This is a genomic window from Salegentibacter sp., assembly GCF_041642575.1.
Taxonomy (GTDB): Bacteria; Bacteroidota; Bacteroidia; order Flavobacteriales; family Flavobacteriaceae; genus Salegentibacter.
The window spans coordinates 14,217-34,627 of sequence record NZ_JBEPWD010000011.1; the positions used below are offsets into that span (position 1 = coordinate 14,217).

Consider the following 20,411-nt stretch of genomic DNA (forward strand, 5'->3'; position numbering starts at 1 on the left):
TAAAAAGACAATGAGAATAACATATATATTCATATTCGTATTTATCTGTTCTTTGGGAACAGGGCTGGCGCAACAAACCCCTGCCCCAAAACAAAGCAAGACCATTAGCATTGTGGGCGCAACCGCCCATATCGGGAATGGACAGGTAATAGAAAACAGTGTTCTTACTTTTGAAGAAGGAAAGATCACAGCTATTGGCACTTCGGGAGATGTTGATCCCTCTGGAGAAATAATCAATGCTGAAGGAAAACACCTATACCCCGGATTTATCGCTGCCAACGCCACTTTAGGTCTGGTAGAGGTTGATGCCGTTCGCGCTACCGATGATGAGGACGAAATTGGAACAATGCTACCTCACATTAGAAGTTTAATCGCCTATAATGCTGAAAGTAAGCTAATAGAATCCATGCGCCCTAACGGAGTACTGATGGGCCAGATCGTGCCGCGTGGTGGAAGGATCTCAGGTTCTTCTTCCATTATGCAATTTGATGCCTGGAACTGGGAAGATGCGGTAGTTAAAGAAGATGACGGACTTCATATCAACTGGCCTGGAAGTTTTTCCCGTGGCCGCTGGTGGGCAGGGGAAGATCCCCGTGCAAAGCCCAATGAAGAATATCAGGACCATCTTAGAGAATTGACAGAATTCTTTAAATCTTCCCGCGCTTATTTAAGCGGAAACAGAGAAATAAAAAACCTGCCTTACCTCGCTATGGAAAGTGTTTTTGACGGAGATAAAAAGGTCTTCGTTCACGTAGATGGAGAAAGAGAGATTCAGGATGTGATCCAGTTTAAAGAAGATCAAAACCTGGATGAGCTTGTTATTGTAGGTGGTTATGAAGCCCATAAGCTTAGCGATCAATTAAAGGAAAATAATATTCCTGTTTTGGTAACCCGTGCACACAGCACCCCGGAAAATGAAGACGATGACTACGATCTTCCTTATAAGTTAGCCAACCTTCTTCATAAAGAAGGTGTTCTGGTTGGATTACAAAGCACCGGAAGCATGGAAAGAATGAATACCAGAAACCTACCGTTTTACGCAGGAACGGCTGTTGCTTATGGAATGGGCAAAGAAGACGCCCTTTCCCTTATCACTTCCAATGTTGCAAAGATCCTGGGGATAGATGATTTCGCCGGAAGCCTGGAAGAAGGCAAAGACGCCACTTTGTTTATCAGTGAAGGCGATGCCCTTGATATGCGCGGTAATATTCTGGATAAGGCATTTATCCAGGGACGTGAGTTAAGCCTGGACAGTCATCAAACCGAACTCTACAATCGTTACAAAGAAAAATACGAGAGTCAGAGCGAATAATTCTGACATATAATTTAGAGATTAAAGCTCCCGAAAATTCGGGAGCTTTTTCATTTGTCATTATTCAAATCTGATTAATTTTACCCTATGTACAAGCAAATAAGCAGTCCGCAAAACAAGGAGATAAAGTACCTGCACCAGCTTCAGGAAAAATCACGCCTACGCCGCAAAGAAGCTGTGTTTTTAGTTGAAGGCGTCAGGGAAACCGGCCTTGCGATTAAAGGAGGTTTTAAGCTGAAAAAGATCTTCTTTTGTGAGGAACTTTTTTCAGTAGAAAAACTGAAAGAATTAATATCTGATCTAAATGAGAAACCGGAAATAACCGTATTGTCTTCTGAAGTTTATGAAAAACTGGCTTATCGTGGAAGTACAGAAGGAGTTCTCGCTCTTTTTGAAAGCAAAGAACTGAATCTGAATAGTCTGAAATTTAAATCTGAAGCTCCACTCCTACTCATTGCCGAAGCTCCTGAAAAACCAGGAAATATAGGCGCCCTGTTGCGCACTGCCGATGCCGCAGGTCTTGACGGGGTGATCATCGCGAACCCAAAAACCGATCTATTTAATCCCAACATCATCAGGTCAAGTGTTGGCTGTGTCTTCACCACGCCAATCGCCACTGGCAGCACAGAAGAGATCATTGAATTTCTAAAAAGAAAGAAAATTAAGATCTATTGCGCAGCGCTTCAGGCTTCAAAGCAATACACAAAAGTAGATTACACCGGTGCTTCGGCCATTGTAGTGGGAACAGAGGCTACCGGGCTTGAGGATTCCTGGCTGGAAAATTCAGAAGAAAATATCATAATCCCGATGGGTGGCGAAATAGATTCCATGAATGTTTCAGTTGCTGCCGGAATTCTTATTTTTGAGGCAAAGAGACAGCGAGCTCTTCAGCATTAAACTCCAAAACTAAACCACTTGAATCCCGAAACACTGTATTATATCATCCTTGCGATAATCGTCCTGGATTTTCTAGTCGATAAGATCCTGGACCACCTGAACGCGAAACATTTTGATGACCCGGTACCCCAGGAACTGGACGACGTTTACGATGAGGAAGCTTATCAAAAATCTCAACGCTATAAAAAAGAGCGCTACCGGTTTGGGATTATCACCTCTTCGTTTTCTTTGGCACTAACGCTGGGCTTTATTGTTCTGGGTGGTTTCCCCTGGGTAGATGGCATCGCGAGAAGTATTAGTGATAATCCTGTTGTAATCGCTCTTATTTTCTTCGGAATAATTATGCTGGGAAGCGATATTCTTACCACTCCTTTTTCCTGGTACAGCACCTTTGTGATCGAAGAAAAGTACGGATTTAATAAAACCACCAAAAAAACCTTCTGGCTTGACAAACTGAAGGGCTGGTTAATGATGATAATTCTTGGGGGCGGGATCCTGGCAGTTATCGTATGGTTCTATGAATTTGCCGGAAATGATTTCTGGTGGTACACCTGGATAGTAGTGGCTTTTTTCGCCGTGTTTATGAATATGTTCTATGCCAAACTTATAGTCCCTATCTTTAATAAACAAACTCCGCTTGAAGAAGGTTCTCTACGGAATAAGATAGAAAATTACGCCAAAAGCGTTGGTTTTAAACTGGACAACATTTTTGTGATAGATGGTTCTAAAAGAAGCACTAAGGCAAATGCGTATTTTTCAGGATTCGGAAGGGAAAAGCGAATTACTTTATATGACACCTTGATAAATGATCTCGAGGAGGATGAAATTGTAGCGGTCCTGGCTCATGAAGTTGGACATTATAAGAAAAAACATATTATTGTGAACCTGGCAGTCTCGGTACTTACTACAGGATTTACCCTTTGGCTTTTGTCTTTATTTGTTGATAGTCCTGTTTTATCCCAGGCTTTGGGGGTGGAAATTCCGAGTTTTCACGTGGGATTGGTAGCCTTTGGAATCCTGTACAGCCCTATTTCAGAAATCACGGGCTTGGTCATGAACCTTATCTCGAGAAAATTTGAATACCAGGCCGATGATTTTGCGCGGGAAACCTATTCAGCTCAACCGCTTATTTCGGGATTGAAAAAATTATCAGGCAACAACTTGAGTAACCTTACCCCGCATAAGGCCTATGTTTTTGTACATTACTCCCATCCCCCATTATTGCAAAGATTCAGGAATTTAAGCAGGGCTTGATTTTTGTTTCATAAAAATCTAAATCGTATATTCAGTTTATGGCAGAAGCAGTTACAGAAGAAGAAAATAAACAAATTGCCAGGCAATATAAAAAGCTCTTGCGGATAAGTTACCGTAGCTTAACCGATGAGGATAAGAGGCTTATCAGGAAAGCTTTTGATATTTCTGTAGAGGCACACAAAGACCAGCGTAGAAGATCGGGCGAAGCTTATATTTTCCATCCTATTGCTGTAGCTAAGATCGTGGCTTCAGAAATAGGTCTGGATGCAACTTCAATTGCTGCAGCTTTGCTTCATGATGTTGTAGAGGACACCAAATATACCCTGGAAGAAATTGAGGAAATGTTTGGGGAGACCGTAGCCAAAATCGTTGACGGACTTACCAAGATCTCCAGTCTGAGAAAAGATAAGAATGTTTCCCTTCAGGCTGAAAATTTCAGAAAGATGCTGCTAACCCTTAACGATGATGTGAGGGTGATAATTATTAAGATAGCAGACAGGTTGCACAATATGCAAACCATGGATTCGATGCGTCCCGATAAACAGGAAAAGATCGCTTCGGAAACCCTTTACATCTATGCACCATTAGCCCACAGAATTGGCTTATATAATATTAAAACAGAACTGGAGGATCTGGGGTTAAAGTATACTGAACCTGAAATCTACCACGAGATCCACACTAAAATAAAAGAAAGCAAGGAGGAACAGGATGCCTATATCAAGGAGTTCTCCAAGGTGATAGAAGATTCTCTAAACCAGGAGGATTTTAAATATGAAATTAAAGGAAGACCAAAATCCATTTATAGTATAAACCTTAAGATGAAGTCACAAAATGTGTCTTTTGATGAGGTTTACGACAAATTTGCCATTAGAATAATTTATAAGAGTGATCCTGTTAATGAAAAGTTTTTGGCCTGGAAGATTTACTCTATAGTTACAGATCACTTCCGCCCCAATCCAACTCGTTTGCGAGACTGGATCTCCTCTCCTAAATCCACTGGTTACGAAGCCCTGCACATTACCGTTATGGGCCCCAAAGGCCGATGGGTGGAAGTGCAGATTAGGAGTGAGCGTATGAACGAGATCGCAGAGAAAGGTTATGCCGCGCACTATAAATATAAACAGGGAGATGTTCAGGATGACCATGGAATTGAAGAATGGTTAAATAAACTTCAGGAGGCCCTTGAGAATCCCGATGTAAATGCGGTAGATTTTGTGGAGCAGTTTAAGCTCAATTTGTATTCAAAAGAGATTTTTGTTTTCACTCCACAAGGAGACCTTAAATCATTACCAAAAAGTTCTACACCTCTCGATTTCGCTTTCAGCATACATACTGAAATCGGCCTTAAGACCCGTGGTGCAAGGGTTAATAATAAACTGGTACCTCTGAGTCATGAGTTAAAAAGCGGAGATCAGGTTGAAATCATCACTTCAGAAAGCGCTAAGCCTAATATCAACTGGCTGGATTATGCCACCACGGCCAGGGCAAGAGCTAAGATAAAATCTTCTCTTAAAGAAGAAAAGAAAGAGATCGCTGAAGAAGGAAAGGCCATTTTGGCGCGAAAATTAAAAGCACAGAAGATACCTTTCAATGAGAAATCGGTAAATGAACTGGTGGTGTTTTTCAATTTAAAAACCAGCCTCGACCTGTTTTACCGGGTAGGTATAGGAAAAATAGACAACCAGAAACTCAAGGAGTTTGCGAATTCAAGGAGTAATGCACTGGTAAGTTATATTAAGCGCAAAATCAAGAAACCCGTAATTGCTGAAGATCTCAATAAGGATGAGATCACCACCAGGTACGATCAGTTGGTTTTTGGACGCGATGAAGATGAAACCCTGGAATATAAATTAGCCAATTGTTGCAATCCTATTCCCGGCGACAAGGTATTTGGTTTCGTAACCGTAAACGACGGAATAAAAGTTCATAAAAAAGACTGCCCAAATGCCCTCCAACTCCAAAGCAACTATGCCTACAGGATCATTCCGGCTAAGTGGATAGATTCCTCACAACAGGACTTTAAAGCAGTGATAAAACTTACTGGATTGGACAATGTTGGTTTGGTTAGTGATGTTACAAAAGAAATCTCCAGTAATCTGGGCGTCAACATGAAAAAGATTAATTTTGAGAGTCTGGATGGGGTTTTCAATGGCAGAATAACCCTGGTAGTAAAAAACAATTCCATACTCAATAAGATCATGGACAGACTTAAAAAAATTAACGGCATTGACAAGGTTAGCCGTGAATAATCCAATACCTTTGTAATCAAATTATGAGCAAAAAAGTTGTAAATAAGAACGATCAGGCTGTTGTAAAAAATGTTTTTACGAAATTCCTGGAAGAAAAGGGACATCGTAAAACTCCCGAGCGTTTCGCAATCTTACAGGAGATCTATAATAATGACGATCATTTTGATATCGAATCCTTGTATATCAAAATGAAAAATAAAAAATATCGCGTTAGCCGTGCTACGCTTTATAATACTATAGAATTGCTACTGGATTGTGGGTTGGTTAGAAAACACCAGTTTGGTCAAAACCAGGCCCAATATGAAAAATCTTATTTCGACAGACAGCACGATCATATTATACTTACCGATACCGGAGAAGTTATAGAATTTTGCGATCCACGCATCCAATCTATAAAACAAACTATTGAAGATGTTTTTGATATAGAAATTAAAAAACATTCTTTATACTTTTACGGCAATAAAAAAACAACCACTTAACCTAATATTTCATGGCGGTAGATTTACTACTCGGTCTTCAATGGGGAGACGAAGGCAAAGGAAAAATTGTTGATGTTCTTACCTCAGATTACGATATTATAGCCAGATTCCAGGGAGGCCCCAACGCCGGGCATACACTGGAATTCGACGGTCAAAAACACGTTTTACACACTATCCCATCGGGGATATTTCATGAGAAAACCGTAAATCTGGTTGGAAACGGGGTGGTGATAGACCCGGTGATCTTTAAAAAAGAACTGGAGAACCTTGACAAGCATAACATAGATTACAAATCTAAACTACTCATCTCCCGAAAGGCGCACTTAATCCTACCAACACACCGCTTGCTTGATGCGGCTTCTGAAGCTTCAAAAGGCAAAGCAAAGATCGGCTCCACGCTTAAAGGAATTGGCCCCACTTATATGGACAAAACCGGAAGAAACGGAATCCGTGTGGGGGACCTTGAACTGGAGAACTGGAAGGATAAATACCGTGCCCTGGCCGATAAGCATGAAAAGATGATTCAATTCTATAATGTAGATGTGCAATATGATCTTGCTGAACTTGAACAGGAATTCTGCGATGCCGTAGACACCTTAAAAGAACTTCAGTTTATTGACAGTGAAGCTTTTTTACATCAAGCGCAGAAAGAAGGAAAAACTATTCTTGCTGAAGGCGCACAAGGCTCTTTACTTGATATAGATTTTGGAACTTATCCCTTTGTAACTTCTTCTACCACTACTGCCGCCGGTGCCTGTACTGGATTAGGAGTAGCTCCAAACCAAATTGGAGAGGCATATGGAATTTTTAAAGCATATACCACCCGTGTAGGTAGTGGCCCCTTCCCTACCGAACTCTTTGATGAAGATGGTGAAACCATGGGACGTGTTGGAAACGAATTTGGCGCTACCACTGGAAGAGCACGAAGATGTGGCTGGCTGGATCTGGTAGCACTAAAATATGCCGTACAGATCAATGGAATTACGCAACTGATCATGATGAAAGGTGATGTTCTAAGCGGATTTGAAACTTTGAAAGTTTGTACTGCTTATAATTATCAGGGAGAAAAGATCAAGCATCTGCCGTATAATATTGAGGCCGAAAATGTTACGCCTGTCTACACCGAACTTAAAGGTTGGGCAGCAGATCTTACCGGCATGACCAAAGCTTCTGAACTTCCAAAGGAATTCAATGAATACGTGGAATATCTGGAAAAAGAACTGCAGGTACCAATTAGAATAGTATCAGTTGGTCCCGACAGGAAACAAACCATCCACAGGTAATCAAAAAGCACAATATAAGATGGGCCGGTTAAAATTTAACCGGCTTTTTTATTTTTAAAAACCCTGGAAACACTGCCTTTTCTCACATGTTTTATTAATAAGAGTAATTACAATCATTTCTTTCTATTTTCGCTATTTTTGAAGAAAATTTCTTCAGTTTGAAAAACTTTTTCATCTATTTTTTTATTTCAATTCTATTCGCAGGAACGCTCCATGCGCAGGAAGGACGAAAGATCGATTATACCAGCGACCGGACGCTGAAGAACGAAGAACGTTATCCCGGTGCTATAATATTGGGGAAAGTTGAAAATCAGGTGTATTTTATTCACGAGGGAATCGAGATCTGGTGCGATCAGGCCATTCATTACGACCAGGATAACTTTTTTAAAGCCTACGGGAATGTAAGAATGCAACAGGGCGACACCGTTAAAATGCAAAGCGATTACGCCGAATATAACGGAAACACCCAGTTTGCCTTTGCCAGCGGAAAAGTAAAGATGGAAAGACCGCAAACCACCCTGGAGACCGACAGCCTTTTCTTTGATAGAAGTAAGCAGCAGGCTTATTACCGTAGCGGTGGTAAAGTTACCGACACAGCCAGTGTCCTTACCAGCAATATAGGAAGATATTTTCTGGAAGAAGATAAATATTCCTTCGTTTCAGAAGTTGTGTTAACCAATCCCGAATATGTGATCAATTCAGAGCAATTGGATTTTTATTCTGATAGTGGCCACGCCTATCTCTATGGGCCTTCTACCATAGAAAGTGAAACCAGCACGGTATACTGCGAGCGAGGATTTTACGATACCCGGGGAGATACAGGGTATTTTGTAAAAAATTCCCGCATAGATTATAACAACCGTCGCGTTGAAGGCGATAGTTTGTTCTTTAACCGGAATACCAATTTTGCTTCAGCTACCAATAATATTAAAGTCACCGATACCATAAATAAAAGTCTGGTTACCGGTCACTATGCCGAAGTTTTTCGGGACAGGGATTCGGTGTTTATCACAAAAAGAGCCGTTGCTGCTTCGGTGCAGGACAACGACTCGCTTTTTATTCATAGTGATACTATAATGATCACCGGGAAGGAAGATAAACGTGTAATTAGAGGTTACTACGATGTAAGGCTGTTTAAAAGCGATATGAGTGGGAAAAGCGATTCTATTTATACCGACCAGGCGACAGGACTCACAAAATTGATTAACATTAACGAGGGGCCCGTTACTTCCATTACGTTAAGACGCAATCCTATTCTTTGGTCGGGAGAAAGTCAAATGACAGGAGACACCATCCATTTGCAGAGCAATGTGGAAACCGAAAAACTGGATTCCCTTCGCGTTTTTAATAATGCTTTTCTTATTCAGAAAGATTCAATCGAAGGCTATAACCAGGTCAAAGGTCAGGATCTGGTTGGACTTTTTAATGATAATGAACTATACCAGGTAGACATCAACAAAAATACCGAAACCCTCTTTTATAGCAGGAATGACAATGATGAACTAATAGGGATTAATAAAACCCTCTCCAGTTCAATAAAGATCATCTTTGAAAATCAGGAAATTGATTATATCGATTATATTACAAATGTAGATGGCACTTTGACTCCTGAAGAAGATTTTCCGATTAATGCACGGCAACTCACTGGTTTCAACTGGCGGGGTGAAGAACGTCTGCTAAGCAAAGAAGACCTGTATAAGGGAAAACCGGCTCCACAATTAACTCCCATTCGGGGGATTCCCTTGCCTGATGAGGATGAAGAATTCTTCGATGAACGCGAGGATGATGACCTGCTGTTAAACGAGAATTCGAGGTTACGCCCTGAAGATCTTCAAAATCAAAAGACTGATACCACAGCTACGGGTCAGGATAGTTTAAGGCTTCCTGAAAGATTGCAGGAGAGGAAAATAGATACCACAACCAGCAAAAGAGATAGCCTTCCCGGGCCTGATTTCAAAAAAGAAGAAGAGGAACTACTGGAACAGTTGAAGGAACAAGATCAGCAAAAAGAAGAGGAAGAAGGAGGGAATAATTGAAGAAAGATTTTTTAAAATACCAGGCACAAACAACACCACACCCACTGGCCCTGGAGGTTTCACATGCAAAAGGCTCGTACATCTACACCACCGATGGTTTAAAGCATCTGGATTTTGTTGCGGGGGTTTCAGCCTGTAGTCTCGGGCATTGTCACCCGCGGGTGGTAAAGGCCATCCAGGAGCAGGCAGAAAAATACCTGCACGTAATGGTGTACGGGGAATACGCCCAGCAACCGGCAGTGGAACTTACTAAACTACTGGCTCAACATTTCCCCTGGCCATTGGAAAAAACATATTTAACCAATTCGGGGACCGAAGCAATTGAAGGCTCCCTTAAACTCGCCCGACGTTATACCGGCCGAACCGAAATACTAGCCGCCAGGAATGCGTACCACGGAAACACCATGGGATCTCTCAGTCTAATGGATTATGAAGAAAGACAAAAACCCTTCAGACCATTACTTGGGGATATTGGTTTTTTTGACTTTAATTCGGAAGCAGATCTAGAAAAGATCACAGAAAGAACTGCTGCCGTAATTGTGGAAACCATTCAGGGAGGTGCCGGAATAATTCTTCCAAAGGAAAACTATTTAAAAAAACTGAAAGATCGTTGCGTTGAAGTTGGCGCTTTATTGATCCTGGATGAGATTCAGCCTGGATTTGGGCGCACGGGTAAACTCTTTGGTTTTGAGAATTTTGACATGGTTCCCGATATCGTAGCTATGGGTAAAGGAATGGGTGGCGGAATGCCTATTGGGGCTTTTTCGGCTTCCACTGAAATAATGGACAGTCTGAGCGATAATCCGAAAATGGGCCATATCACCACCTTTGGAGGCAATCCTGTGATAGCGGCTTCGGCATTGGCTACCTTAAAGGAAATCACCGAAACTGACCTTATGGCAGAGACGCTTCAGAAGGAAAAATTGATTAGAAAAACGCTGGTGCATCCGTTGATTGAGGAAATTCGGGGTGTTGGCCTTATGCTTGCCCTCATCCTCCCTTCAGAAGAGATTGTTAATAAATTAATCTTAAAGTGTAAAGAACGCCAACTAATTCTTTTCTGGTTGTTGTTCGAGAAAAGGGCCGTAAGAATCACCCCACCGCTTACAATTTCAGAAGAAGAAATCCTGGAAGGATGTGGCATTATTCTTGACGTAATGGAAAATATTAATAATTACGAAATAACCTGTTAATTAATTTGTTAACAACAATATAAATTTTTGGGGTTTTCTTTCATATTCATTTATAATTTTAGAACAGTAGAAATCCCGTAATCCCCAGTCTATGCAATTAAGCCATAACGACGAAAACCATTTCTCACTTACCCGTTTTGAATCTATGTTAAAGACAAACGATGTTTTGTTTTTCGATTCCAACGAATTTGAGAATATTATTAACTTCTACCTGGAAAACGGTAAAATAGCTTTAGCCAAGAAAGCAGTGAAGCTGGGATTGGCACAGCACCCAAGTTCTACCAACCTTAAACTCTTTAAGGTTGAGATTCTTGTTTTTGAAGACAAACTGGATCTGGCCGATGGGTTGCTAAGTGAACTTCAGGATTTGGAAGCATCCAACGAGGAGATATATATACAAAAAGCACAGATATTTTCTAAAAGAGACGAACATTTAAAGGCAATTCAAATGCTCGAACTTGCTCTTGAAAACACCCTGGATGAAGCAGAAGTTTTTTCGCTTATCGGGATGGAATATCTTTTCCTGGAGGATTTTGAGAACGCCAAGTACAGTTTTATGAAATGCCTGGAAGCCGATGAAGAAGATTATTCGGCTCTTTATAATATTATGTACTGCTTTGATTTTCTGGACCAGAAAGAAGAGGCTATCGATTACCTGAATATGTACCTGGATAAAAATCCATACTGCGAGGTGGCATGGCACCAGGTAGGAAAACAATATTTTGACCTGAAAGATTATCAAAAAGCACTTTCTGCTTTTGATTTTGCGATAATTAGCGATGATAATTTTATTGGTGCTTACCTTGAAAAAGGAAAAGTTCTGGAGAAGCTTGGCCGTTATAATGAAGCCATAGAAAACTACAAGATAACCCTGGAATTGGACGATCCCACTTCCTTTGCTTATTTACGAATTGGAAAAAGCTTTGAGAAACTAGGTTTAGATGAACTCGCTTTAAAGCATTACAAGCAGTGCGTACACGAGGATCCCTTGCTGGATAAAGGTTGGATCGCAATAACCGATTTCCATATCAGGACAAAGAACTTTCAAAAAGCCCTTTATTACATCAATAAGGCTATAAGTATAGACGAAGAAAATGTTCTTTACTGGAAACGCTTTGCCAAGATAAATAATCGTTTGAAACTTTATGAAGAGGCAGAATACGGTTACAAAAAGAGCCTTGAATTGGGCAATTATGAACTGGAAACCTGGATTAAACGCTGTGATATTCTTATCGATTTAGGGGAATATGGAATTGCTATCAACAATCTTAATCAGGCTTTAGAATTTCATCCGGATTCGGCAGAGATCGAATTCAGGCTTGCGGGATTATATTTCAATCTAAACGAAGGAGAGAAAGCTTATTATCACCTAAATAATGGTCTTAAGCTGGATGCTGAATATTATATTATAATCGAAGAACTTTTCCCAAATATCTTTCAACGTAAAAGCGTAAAAGAAATTATAAATTCCTTTATAAACCTCTCTTAGTTATTTTGCTAACTTTGGACGGAATTTATAATTTTCGAGGATGCAGAGAAGCTTTTATGATTACCTCACTATAAGCTTAAAAGGGATGGCAATGGGAGCAGCAGATGTTGTTCCCGGAGTCTCAGGCGGAACAATAGCTTTTATTTCCGGAATTTACGAAGAACTTATCTCCACCATTAGTGGCGTAAAACCCTCTTTGATAAAAACATGGAGAGTCGATGGCTTTAAAGCGATGTGGAAGGAACTTAACGGCCCATTTATTATCGCCCTCTTTACCGGTATTCTTATTAGTCTTTTTACTGTAATGAGACTGGCCAATTATCTCCTTGAAAATCATCCTATTCTTATCTGGTCTTTCTTTTTTGGTTTGGTTGTAGCCAGCGTTTGGTATGTAGGCAGCCAGATTCCCAAATGGAATTTTAAGGTTTTGCTATCGATGTTAATAGGAGCTGCAATAGCTTTTTATATTGTCTCCTTACCACCAATGGGAGCAAATACCGGAAGTATCTTTATTTTTCTGGCCGGCGCCATTGCAATTTGTGCAATGATCCTCCCGGGTATTTCCGGAGCTTTTATTCTTGTTTTACTGGGGGCTTATAAAACAATTACCGAAGCAGTTCATGATTTCGATTTTAAAACCCTGGGGATTTTCGCAGTAGGTGCAGTAGTTGGATTACTAAGCTTTTCTAAGTTATTAAAATGGCTTTTTGTACACTATACCAGCATAACTCTTGCCGTACTAACAGGATTCATAGCGGGTTCCTTAAATAAAATATGGCCCTGGAAAATTGTTCTGGAAAGGGAATTTTACGGAGACAAAGAGGTTATTTTAAAAGACGCCTCAGTATTACCCTGGAATTTTGATGGGGATCCTAAAATACTTGCTGCGAGTTTATTAATGTTGGCGGGCTTTCTTCTGATATTCCTCCTGGAACGCTTTGCCAGTAAAAAACCCGAACAGGAAAATGCAGAAGACTAGAACCCTTACCGATAAAGTACTGCTGGTGCTTAAAGGTTTGGCAATGGGTGCCGCCAATAAAGTTCCCGGAATTTCGGGTGGCGTGGTGGCCTTTGTGGCCGGGTTCTATGAGGAGTTTATTTATTCGCTTCAGAAGATTAATCTTAAAGCTCTAAAGTTGCTTTTAAACGGCAGATTCAGAAGTCTGTATCAATATGTAAACGGGAGGTTTTTAGGTCTTCTAATTCTGGGAATGCTAATCAGCTATTTTAGTGTTTCTAAGCTCCTGGACATCCTCATGCTGGAATATGAGCTTTTTGTTTGGGCCTCTTTTTTCGGGATGATCATCGGTTCTATTTACTACATCAGCAAGGATTTTGAAGAATGGAGTTCGCGCAGCCTGGTTTTTGTAGCAATAGGCATAATGGCGGGGATTGCTATCAGCTTTTTAGAACCCGCAAAAGAAAACGATAATCTCTGGTTTGTATTTTTCTGTGGTATGGTTGGCGTATCCGGAATGACGCTGCCGGGACTGTCGGGGTCGTTCATCCTTATTCTCCTTGGGAATTATGTGCTATTACTGGTAGACTCGGTAAACGCACTTTACGATACTATTACCGATCTTTTTCTACTGGATTTTAGTTTTGTTGATAATGCTGAAAGGATGCGGCTTCTAAAAGTAATGATGGTCTTTGCCCTTGGTTCTCTGGCAGGATTGGTAAGCTTATCCCATCTCCTGGGATTTGTGCTGAAACATTATAAAAAAGACACCTTCGCTACCATCATCGGTTTCATTACCGGATCACTTGGGGTGGTTTGGCCGTGGAAAGAAAAGATATTTGAAACCGATGCAGATGGAAATATCCTGATTGATAGTGCCGGAAATAAAGTACTGGATAATTATGACAGGTATCTACCCTCTTTTAATACTTCGGAAACCTGGCTTGCCATCTTTTTTATCTTTATTGGGATCTCCCTGGTTCTTGGACTTGCATGGTATGAAAAGAAAAAATCTCAAGTAAAACACACAGGATGAAAATCTACGGCCTTGTTGGAAAAAACATCGATTATTCTTTTTCAAGATCCTATTTTGCTGAAAAATTCAAGAGAGAAAATATACCCGCAGTCTACAAAAATTTTGATCTGACAGACATCAGTGAATTTCCTGAAATTTTAAAGAACAATCCCGGAATTTCCGGCCTGAATGTCACCATCCCATATAAGCAAGCCGTGATTTCTTACCTGGATAAACTTGCTGAAGAGGCTGAAAGAATAGGGGCTGTAAATACGATTAAAATCGAAAAAGATGGAAAATTGACCGGTTACAATACCGATTATATCGGCTTTCAGAAATCGGTTGAAGCATTTCTGAAACCACATCATAAAAAAGCCCTTATTCTAGGTACGGGTGGTGCTTCCAAAGCTATAGCTTATGCGCTGAAGGATCTTGGAATTGAATATCGTTTTGTGTCCAGAAATGCAAGTGTAGGTCAACACGATTATCAAACTTTAAATGAAGAAATTTTTCAGGAATTCCATATAATTATCAATTGTACCCCATTAGGTACTTTTCCCTCAGTTGAAAAATATCCACAAATTCCGGTAGAACACTTAAGCAATTCTCACTTAGTCTTCGATCTTATCTACAATCCCCAAACCACCAAATTAATGGAACTGGCCCGCCATCAAGGAGCAACCGCGATTAACGGACTTAAAATGCTGGAGCTGCAGGCCGAAGCTGCCTGGAAAATCTGGAATTCATAATCACTTTTCGTATAGTTTTTAATCGGTACAAATAAAGACAATTGTTTGTCCAATTTTAGTGGAGTTACTATCTTTCAGCCTAATTAAACTTTGACGAACCTTAACATTGAAAGATATGTCTCAAGAAGAAAATGACAAAAAAGAGAAAGAGCTTTCCAACGAAAACCTGCAGAATACTGAAAGTAAGGACCAGGAAGAAAGCAAGGAGAATGTAAACGAGGAACAATCATTTTCTAAACCTGAAGAAGATAAACCTGAAGCAGAAAAGAGAGCCGAAACAAAAGAAGCACCGAAACAAAGTTCAGAGGATAAAGAAAGTGAACTTGAAGATGCTATGATTGAGGAAGCTTCCTCCAAAAAATCTTCAGCAGACAAGGAGACAGCAGATCGTTTGGATGAGGTTTTGATCACAGAGAAGGAGACTGCCAAACCTGAAGAAAAAGATTCTGAAGTAAAAAAAGCCCCGGAAACAGATTCTGAAGTAAAAAAAGCTCCTGAAACAGATGCTGAAGAAACCTCAGAAGACAAGGATTCTAAAGAAACTTTAGCAAAAGATGAGGAGGAGGATTTGGAAGAAGATCTGCCAAAGACACCCAAGGATGCCCAGGGGGATGTGGACGACGCAGTAGCCGAAGACAGTGAAGACGAGACTACCGGTGAACGCCATAATATTCCTAAAAAGGATTATCATTCTATGAGCAAGGAGGCTCTTGCCGATGAGCTCGAGCATTTGATAAAAACTGAAAAGATTCAGGCTATCAAGGAACATGTAGCTGAAATTCGTGCTGAATTTAATGCTAAGTTCGATGAAGAACTGGAGGAGAAAAAAGAGGATTTTCTCGCCGATGGCGGAAATATCATTGACTTCCACTACTCTACTCCGTTAAAAAAGCGTTTCAATTCCCTGATTTTTGATTATAAGGAAAAACGCAATAAATACTACCAACAGCTTAAACAGGATTTAAATAAAAATCTAAATACCCGACTTGAGATCATCGAGGAATTAAAGGGTTTACTTGGTGTGGAAGAAAACATAAACACTACTTACAAGCATTTTAAAGAGCTTCAGGATCGCTGGAAAGTAGCAGGTCCTATTCCGCGAGATCAATACAATAATGTTTGGAATACTTACCATCACCACGTAGAGAACTTCTATGATTTTCTTCACCTGAATCGTGAGTTCCGCGACATGGATTTCAAACATAATCTGGAACAGAAGCTAAAGGTTATAGACCGCGCAGAAGAATTGCTACAGGAAGCCGACGTTAATCGTGCTTTCAGGGAGTTACAGATGCTTCACAAAATGTGGAAGGAAGAACTTGGTCCTGTTGGAAAGGAATTCCGGGAAGAGATCTGGGAGCGCTTTAGTGCAACTACCAGAAAAATACACGATAAGCGCCAGGAGTATTTCAGTAAACTTGATGAAGAATTTGAAGAAAACTGGAAGAAGAAACAAGAGATCATAGAAAAGATCCGACTTATTGCAGAGGACAATTATACCACGCATAACAAGTGGCAGCAAAAGATAAAGGAAATTGAAGCACTTCGGGATGAATTTTTTAAAGCAGGGAAAGTTCCACGCAGCAAAAATGAAGAAACCTGGAGCCAGTTCAAGCAGGAAGTAAGAAAATTCAACCGCAATAAGAACAGCTTTTATAAAAACCTGAAAAAGCAGCAATACGACAATCTCGAGAAGAAAAAGGAACTTATTAAAATCGCTGAAGACAACAAAGACAGCGATGATTTTAAAACGGTAACTCCTTTGATGAAGAAGATCCAGGCCGATTGGAAAAAGATAGGTCATGTGCCGCGCAAAGACAGCGACAAGGTATGGAAACAATTCAAGGCTGCTTGTAATCACTATTTCGATAGGGTTCACGCCAACAGGAAAGAAGAAAACAGTGAAGAGTTTGAAGCTTTCGACAGGAAAAAAGAAATCCTGGATAAACTTAAGGCGCTGGAATTAAGCGGCGATAAAAAAGAAGATCTACCAAAAATCAAGGAATTGATTGCGGAATGGAGAGAAACAGGTAAAGTTCCCCAGAACAAAAGATTCATAGAAGGAAAATTCAATAAAGCTCTGGACCAGGTTTTCAACAAGCTCGACATGGATAAAACCAAAGTGGAGATGATGAAATATGAGAACAAGATTCAGGCTATCAATGACGCTGATGATGACAGGAAACTCCAAAATGAGCATTATTTCCTCACCAAAAAGATAGAGGAAACCAAAGCGGAGATCCGCCAACTGGAAAATAATCTCCAGTTCTTCTCAAATGTTGAAGAGGATAATCCGCTGGTGCAGGAGGTTCACAAAAATATTGCCGATCACAAGGCACAACTTGAGGTTTGGCAAGAAAAATTACGTAAGATCAAATCTCTGTATTAAATTTTTTTCGGAATGGATTGCATTCTATGTGGTGCGGAGACCAGGACATTCCGGAAAAGTAAAAAGCGGGAATTTGTAAGATGTACCAATTGTGGAGGCATCCAGCTTTTACCTGAATATTACGTCGCAGAGGATATTGAAAAACAAAGATATCTTACTCATAACAATGACGTGGAAGATCCCAGGTATCAGCAATTTGTTAGTCCCATAACTTCCCGGGTTCTGGGTGAATTTTCATTTAAACATACAGGGCTGGACTATGGATGTGGTACCGGCCCGGTAGCTGCCACCGAATTGGAAAAACATGGCTATTCCGTCGCGCTTTATGATCCTTTTTTCCATTCGGATAAGGGTGTTCTGACAAACTCCTACGATTTTATTATTTGCTGTGAGGTTATGGAACATTTTTATGAACCGACAAGGGAATTCAGGGAGCTTTCTGGTAAATTAAATCCCGGTGGAAAACTTTATTGCAAAACCTCTTTATACTCTGAAGACATCGACTTCGACAACTGGTATTATAAAAACGACCCCACTCACGTATTTTTCTATACAGAAGAAAGCCTCATCTGGATTAAAGAAAATCTGGGTTTCAGCAGGGTAGAAATAGAACCGAAACTGATCGTTTTCAGTAAATAATTTAAAGGGTTTTAGCCTCATTCCAGAAGATATCCATTTCGGCCAGCGTCATATCTTTTAGGGCTTTATTCTGTTCTTTTGCTTTACTTTCTAAATACTGAAATCTCTTGATGAATTTTTTATTGGTACGTTCCAGGGCGTTTTCAGGATTCACCTTCAGAAAGCGGGCATAATTGATCATAGAGAAGAGCACATCTCCAAATTCAGCTTCTATTTTCTCCTGATTATGAGCATTGACCTCGTGTTGTAACTCTCCTAATTCTTCCTGCAACTTTTCGAAAACTTGTTGGGGCTCCTCCCAATCAAAACCAACTCCGGCGACTTTATCCTGTATGCGGTTGGCTTTCACCAAAGCCGGCAATGAGGCAGGCACCCCTTCCAGAACACTTTTTTTCCCTTCCTTTAGCTTAAGATTCTCCCAGTTTCGCTTCACCTCCTCTTCATCGGCTACTTCTACGTCTCCGTAAATATGAGGGTGCCTGGCAATTAATTTATCGCAAATACTATTTGCGACATCGGCTATGTCAAAGGCCTTTTTCTCCCTCCCTATTTTCGCATAAAATACAAGATGTAATAAAACATCACCCAGCTCCTTTTTCACTTCTTGAAGGTCATTATCCAGAATAGCGTCTCCGAGTTCGTAGGTTTCTTCTATAGTTAGATGTCTTAAGGATTCCATAGTCTGTTTCCGATCCCAGGGACACTGTTCACGGAGTTCATCCATAATAGTTAAGAGGCGATCGAATGCTTTAAGTTGCTCTGCTCGGGAATTCATAGTGATTTTTTGAATTTGGGTAAAAATAGAATTTTTAAGACCAATGCTCAAGCCTGAGCTGCTAAGATCTCAGAAATTAGAGATAAAAAAAAGGGAAGCTTTCGCTTCACTTTTTAATTTATGTAGTATAACAGGATGTAAAAGTCTTAAGGAATTTCTATAGTTTTTCTTAAGCCGGCTGCTTCCTTAACTTTCCTTAGTAGAAGAAATTTTTCCTTATCTATTTTAGGTATTTTATATTTTATCCTTAAATGGTAATTTATCTCTCTTTCCTTTGCATAGAATTCTCCATTAGAAGAATCAAATCCCCCGGATGCAGTATATGCGATACTGATTATTTTAGAGTTAAATAAACTTCTTAGCTTTAAAGCATCCCTTGTATTAAGCTTATAATGCCTAACCAGTTTCCGTAATCCAGTAATATTAAATACAACCTCTTTTTTCATAATTCCAATATTTAGTCTTAAACACTGAACCGATATGACGATTATACATCAGGAATTTATTCATAGAACATGGGATTCATTTTAACAAAGTAGGCACTCGCTTACCTATAAATTTACAAAATATTCCTCTGGAAATTTATAAAAACAACCTAAACAAATATTAAAATTATTGTTTATGTTTAAGGTTGAAAACATTGAAAAATATCAATTAAATCTGGTTTTAAAAGTATATTCCAAGCTTTTATAAAAGGACAGTATAAGTAGCGGTAAAACTTAAATATTTATTTCAGTAATTCAATTACCGCAAAAACCGGCCTATGATCAGAAGCGTATTTTTCATCAATTACTTTATAATCTTTTACCCTGAATTTTTGAGCGGGATGAGTAAAAGCTATAAAATCAATCGCCTTTGTGGGCTCAATTACAGGAAAAGTTGGAGGACAACTACTGCAGGTTACTTGAAAAGCCGATTGTAATAGCTCTATGGTTTCAGAGCCCGGAACAGCATTAAAGTCGCCAGCCAGAATTATTGGCAGATTCATTTCTTCGGATATTTCCAGAATTCTCTCAAGTTGCCGAATTCTACTTGCTGAATTTTCTTTATAGTCTAAATGTGCACTGGCGAAAACAATCTCATTTCCTCCGGGAAGGATTATTTTCCCGGTAGACATCACCCGGTCTTCTGTATCTGCATCCGGTTCATTAGGTAACTGGTGAGTGCTTCCTTCCATGATTGGATATTTGGAAAGTATTGCATTTCCATATTCTCCTCCGTCATAATTAATCGCCTTTGAAAAATAAAAATACATATCCAGTTTTTCTGCAATCAGGGCTGCCTGATTTCCTTCTCCAGAACGCTCCGTGCCAGAGTCTACTTCCTGGAGCGCTACCAAATCTGCATCCTGGTCCCTTATTACGCGAACAATCGCATCTAAATCTATAGAATCTGGCTGTGTAGGAGGATTGGAATGATGTATATTATAAGACATGACTTTTATTTCCTCTATATTCCTGATAGTATCACTTGTTACAGGTCCAGCGAAACCGAAACTAGTCAGAAAGAATATACTGAGAAACAATAGTATATTGGGAACATTCAGAACTCTCATAAGAAACTTTGTTTTTTGAATTTGTCACTACTGCTTTTAAAAGAGGTAATTATTGGATATTTAGCCAAAGGAGAATAAAAACAAGACTTCTATTTTAATTATTGAAACCGGTTTTACTTCTGAATCTGGGCTTTTTATA

At 39.9% G+C, this 20,411-nt stretch carries 17 protein-coding genes; 14 read left to right on the forward strand and 3 right to left on the reverse strand.

Annotation, left to right across the window (positions count from 1 at the left end; genetic code table 11):
* The first annotated feature begins 10 nt into the window (after positions 1 to 10).
* From ACESK1_RS03585 to ACESK1_RS03650, 14 genes are all read left to right on the forward strand, one after another.
* On the forward strand, positions 11 to 1,312 hold the full coding sequence (locus ACESK1_RS03585; protein ID WP_372918013.1) for an amidohydrolase family protein: 1,302 nt from the start codon (positions 11 to 13) through the stop codon (positions 1,310 to 1,312).
* Between the two features lie 87 nt (positions 1,313 to 1,399).
* Positions 1,400 to 2,209, forward strand: a complete 810-nt coding sequence (locus ACESK1_RS03590; protein ID WP_372918015.1) for a TrmH family RNA methyltransferase — start codon at positions 1,400 to 1,402, stop codon at positions 2,207 to 2,209.
* Positions 2,210 to 2,227: 18 nt separating this feature from the next.
* A complete protein-coding gene (locus ACESK1_RS03595; protein ID WP_372918017.1) occupies positions 2,228 to 3,463 on the forward strand; it encodes a M48 family metallopeptidase in 1,236 nt (411 codons plus the stop codon).
* A 38-nt stretch (positions 3,464 to 3,501) separates the two neighbouring features.
* Complete coding sequence (locus ACESK1_RS03600) at positions 3,502 to 5,712, forward strand: bifunctional (p)ppGpp synthetase/guanosine-3',5'-bis(diphosphate) 3'-pyrophosphohydrolase (protein ID WP_372918019.1); 2,211 nt, start codon at positions 3,502 to 3,504, stop codon at positions 5,710 to 5,712.
* Between the two features lie 23 nt (positions 5,713 to 5,735).
* Entirely contained in the window at positions 5,736 to 6,191 is a 456-nt protein-coding gene (locus ACESK1_RS03605) for a Fur family transcriptional regulator (RefSeq protein ID WP_372918021.1), read from the forward strand.
* Between the two features lie 11 nt (positions 6,192 to 6,202).
* A complete protein-coding gene (locus ACESK1_RS03610) occupies positions 6,203 to 7,474 on the forward strand; it encodes an adenylosuccinate synthase (protein WP_372918023.1) in 1,272 nt (423 codons plus the stop codon).
* A gap of 158 nt (positions 7,475 to 7,632) precedes the next feature.
* Positions 7,633 to 9,510, forward strand: coding sequence for an OstA-like protein (locus tag ACESK1_RS03615; RefSeq protein WP_372918025.1), 1,878 nt, complete (start codon positions 7,633 to 7,635; stop codon positions 9,508 to 9,510).
* Positions 9,507 to 10,703 carry an aspartate aminotransferase family protein gene (locus ACESK1_RS03620; RefSeq protein ID WP_372918027.1) on the forward strand — a complete coding sequence of 399 codons (1,197 nt, stop codon included), beginning with the start codon at positions 9,507 to 9,509 and terminating at the stop codon, positions 10,701 to 10,703. The genes ACESK1_RS03615 and ACESK1_RS03620 overlap by 4 nt, the downstream gene beginning before the upstream one ends.
* Positions 10,704 to 10,794: 91 nt before the next feature.
* A complete protein-coding gene (locus ACESK1_RS03625) occupies positions 10,795 to 12,192 on the forward strand; it encodes a tetratricopeptide repeat protein (RefSeq protein WP_372918029.1) in 1,398 nt (465 codons plus the stop codon).
* 40 nt (positions 12,193 to 12,232) lie between these two features.
* A complete protein-coding gene (locus ACESK1_RS03630) occupies positions 12,233 to 13,171 on the forward strand; it encodes a DUF368 domain-containing protein (RefSeq protein WP_372918031.1) in 939 nt (312 codons plus the stop codon).
* The gene (locus ACESK1_RS03635; RefSeq protein ID WP_372918033.1) at positions 13,158 to 14,186 is read left to right on the forward strand and encodes a DUF368 domain-containing protein; all 1,029 of its coding nucleotides are present in this window, start codon (positions 13,158 to 13,160) and stop codon (positions 14,184 to 14,186) included. The genes ACESK1_RS03630 and ACESK1_RS03635 overlap by 14 nt, the downstream gene beginning before the upstream one ends.
* A complete protein-coding gene (locus ACESK1_RS03640) occupies positions 14,183 to 14,914 on the forward strand; it encodes a shikimate dehydrogenase (RefSeq protein WP_372918035.1) in 732 nt (243 codons plus the stop codon). Before ACESK1_RS03635 ends, ACESK1_RS03640 begins: the two co-directional genes overlap by 4 nt.
* A 115-nt stretch (positions 14,915 to 15,029) precedes the next feature.
* Complete coding sequence (locus tag ACESK1_RS03645; protein WP_372918037.1) at positions 15,030 to 17,303, forward strand: DUF349 domain-containing protein; 2,274 nt, start codon at positions 15,030 to 15,032, stop codon at positions 17,301 to 17,303.
* A 12-nt stretch (positions 17,304 to 17,315) separates the two neighbouring features.
* Positions 17,316 to 17,942, forward strand: coding sequence for a class I SAM-dependent methyltransferase (locus tag ACESK1_RS03650; RefSeq protein ID WP_372918039.1), 627 nt, complete (start codon positions 17,316 to 17,318; stop codon positions 17,940 to 17,942).
* A gap of 1 nt (position 17,943) precedes the next feature.
* Here ACESK1_RS03650 and mazG read toward each other — a convergent pair whose 3' ends face one another.
* From mazG to ACESK1_RS03665, 3 genes are all read right to left on the reverse strand, one after another.
* Positions 17,944 to 18,717 (reverse strand): nucleoside triphosphate pyrophosphohydrolase, encoded by a 774-nt coding sequence (gene mazG, locus ACESK1_RS03655; RefSeq protein ID WP_372918041.1) that lies wholly within the window; start codon positions 18,715 to 18,717, stop codon positions 17,944 to 17,946.
* A gap of 146 nt (positions 18,718 to 18,863) precedes the next feature.
* Entirely contained in the window at positions 18,864 to 19,163 is a 300-nt protein-coding gene (locus ACESK1_RS03660; protein WP_372918043.1) for a hypothetical protein, read from the reverse strand.
* 281 nt (positions 19,164 to 19,444) lie between these two features.
* A complete protein-coding gene (locus ACESK1_RS03665) occupies positions 19,445 to 20,272 on the reverse strand; it encodes an endonuclease/exonuclease/phosphatase family protein (protein ID WP_372918045.1) in 828 nt (275 codons plus the stop codon).
* Between the last annotated feature and the right edge of the window lie 139 nt (positions 20,273 to 20,411).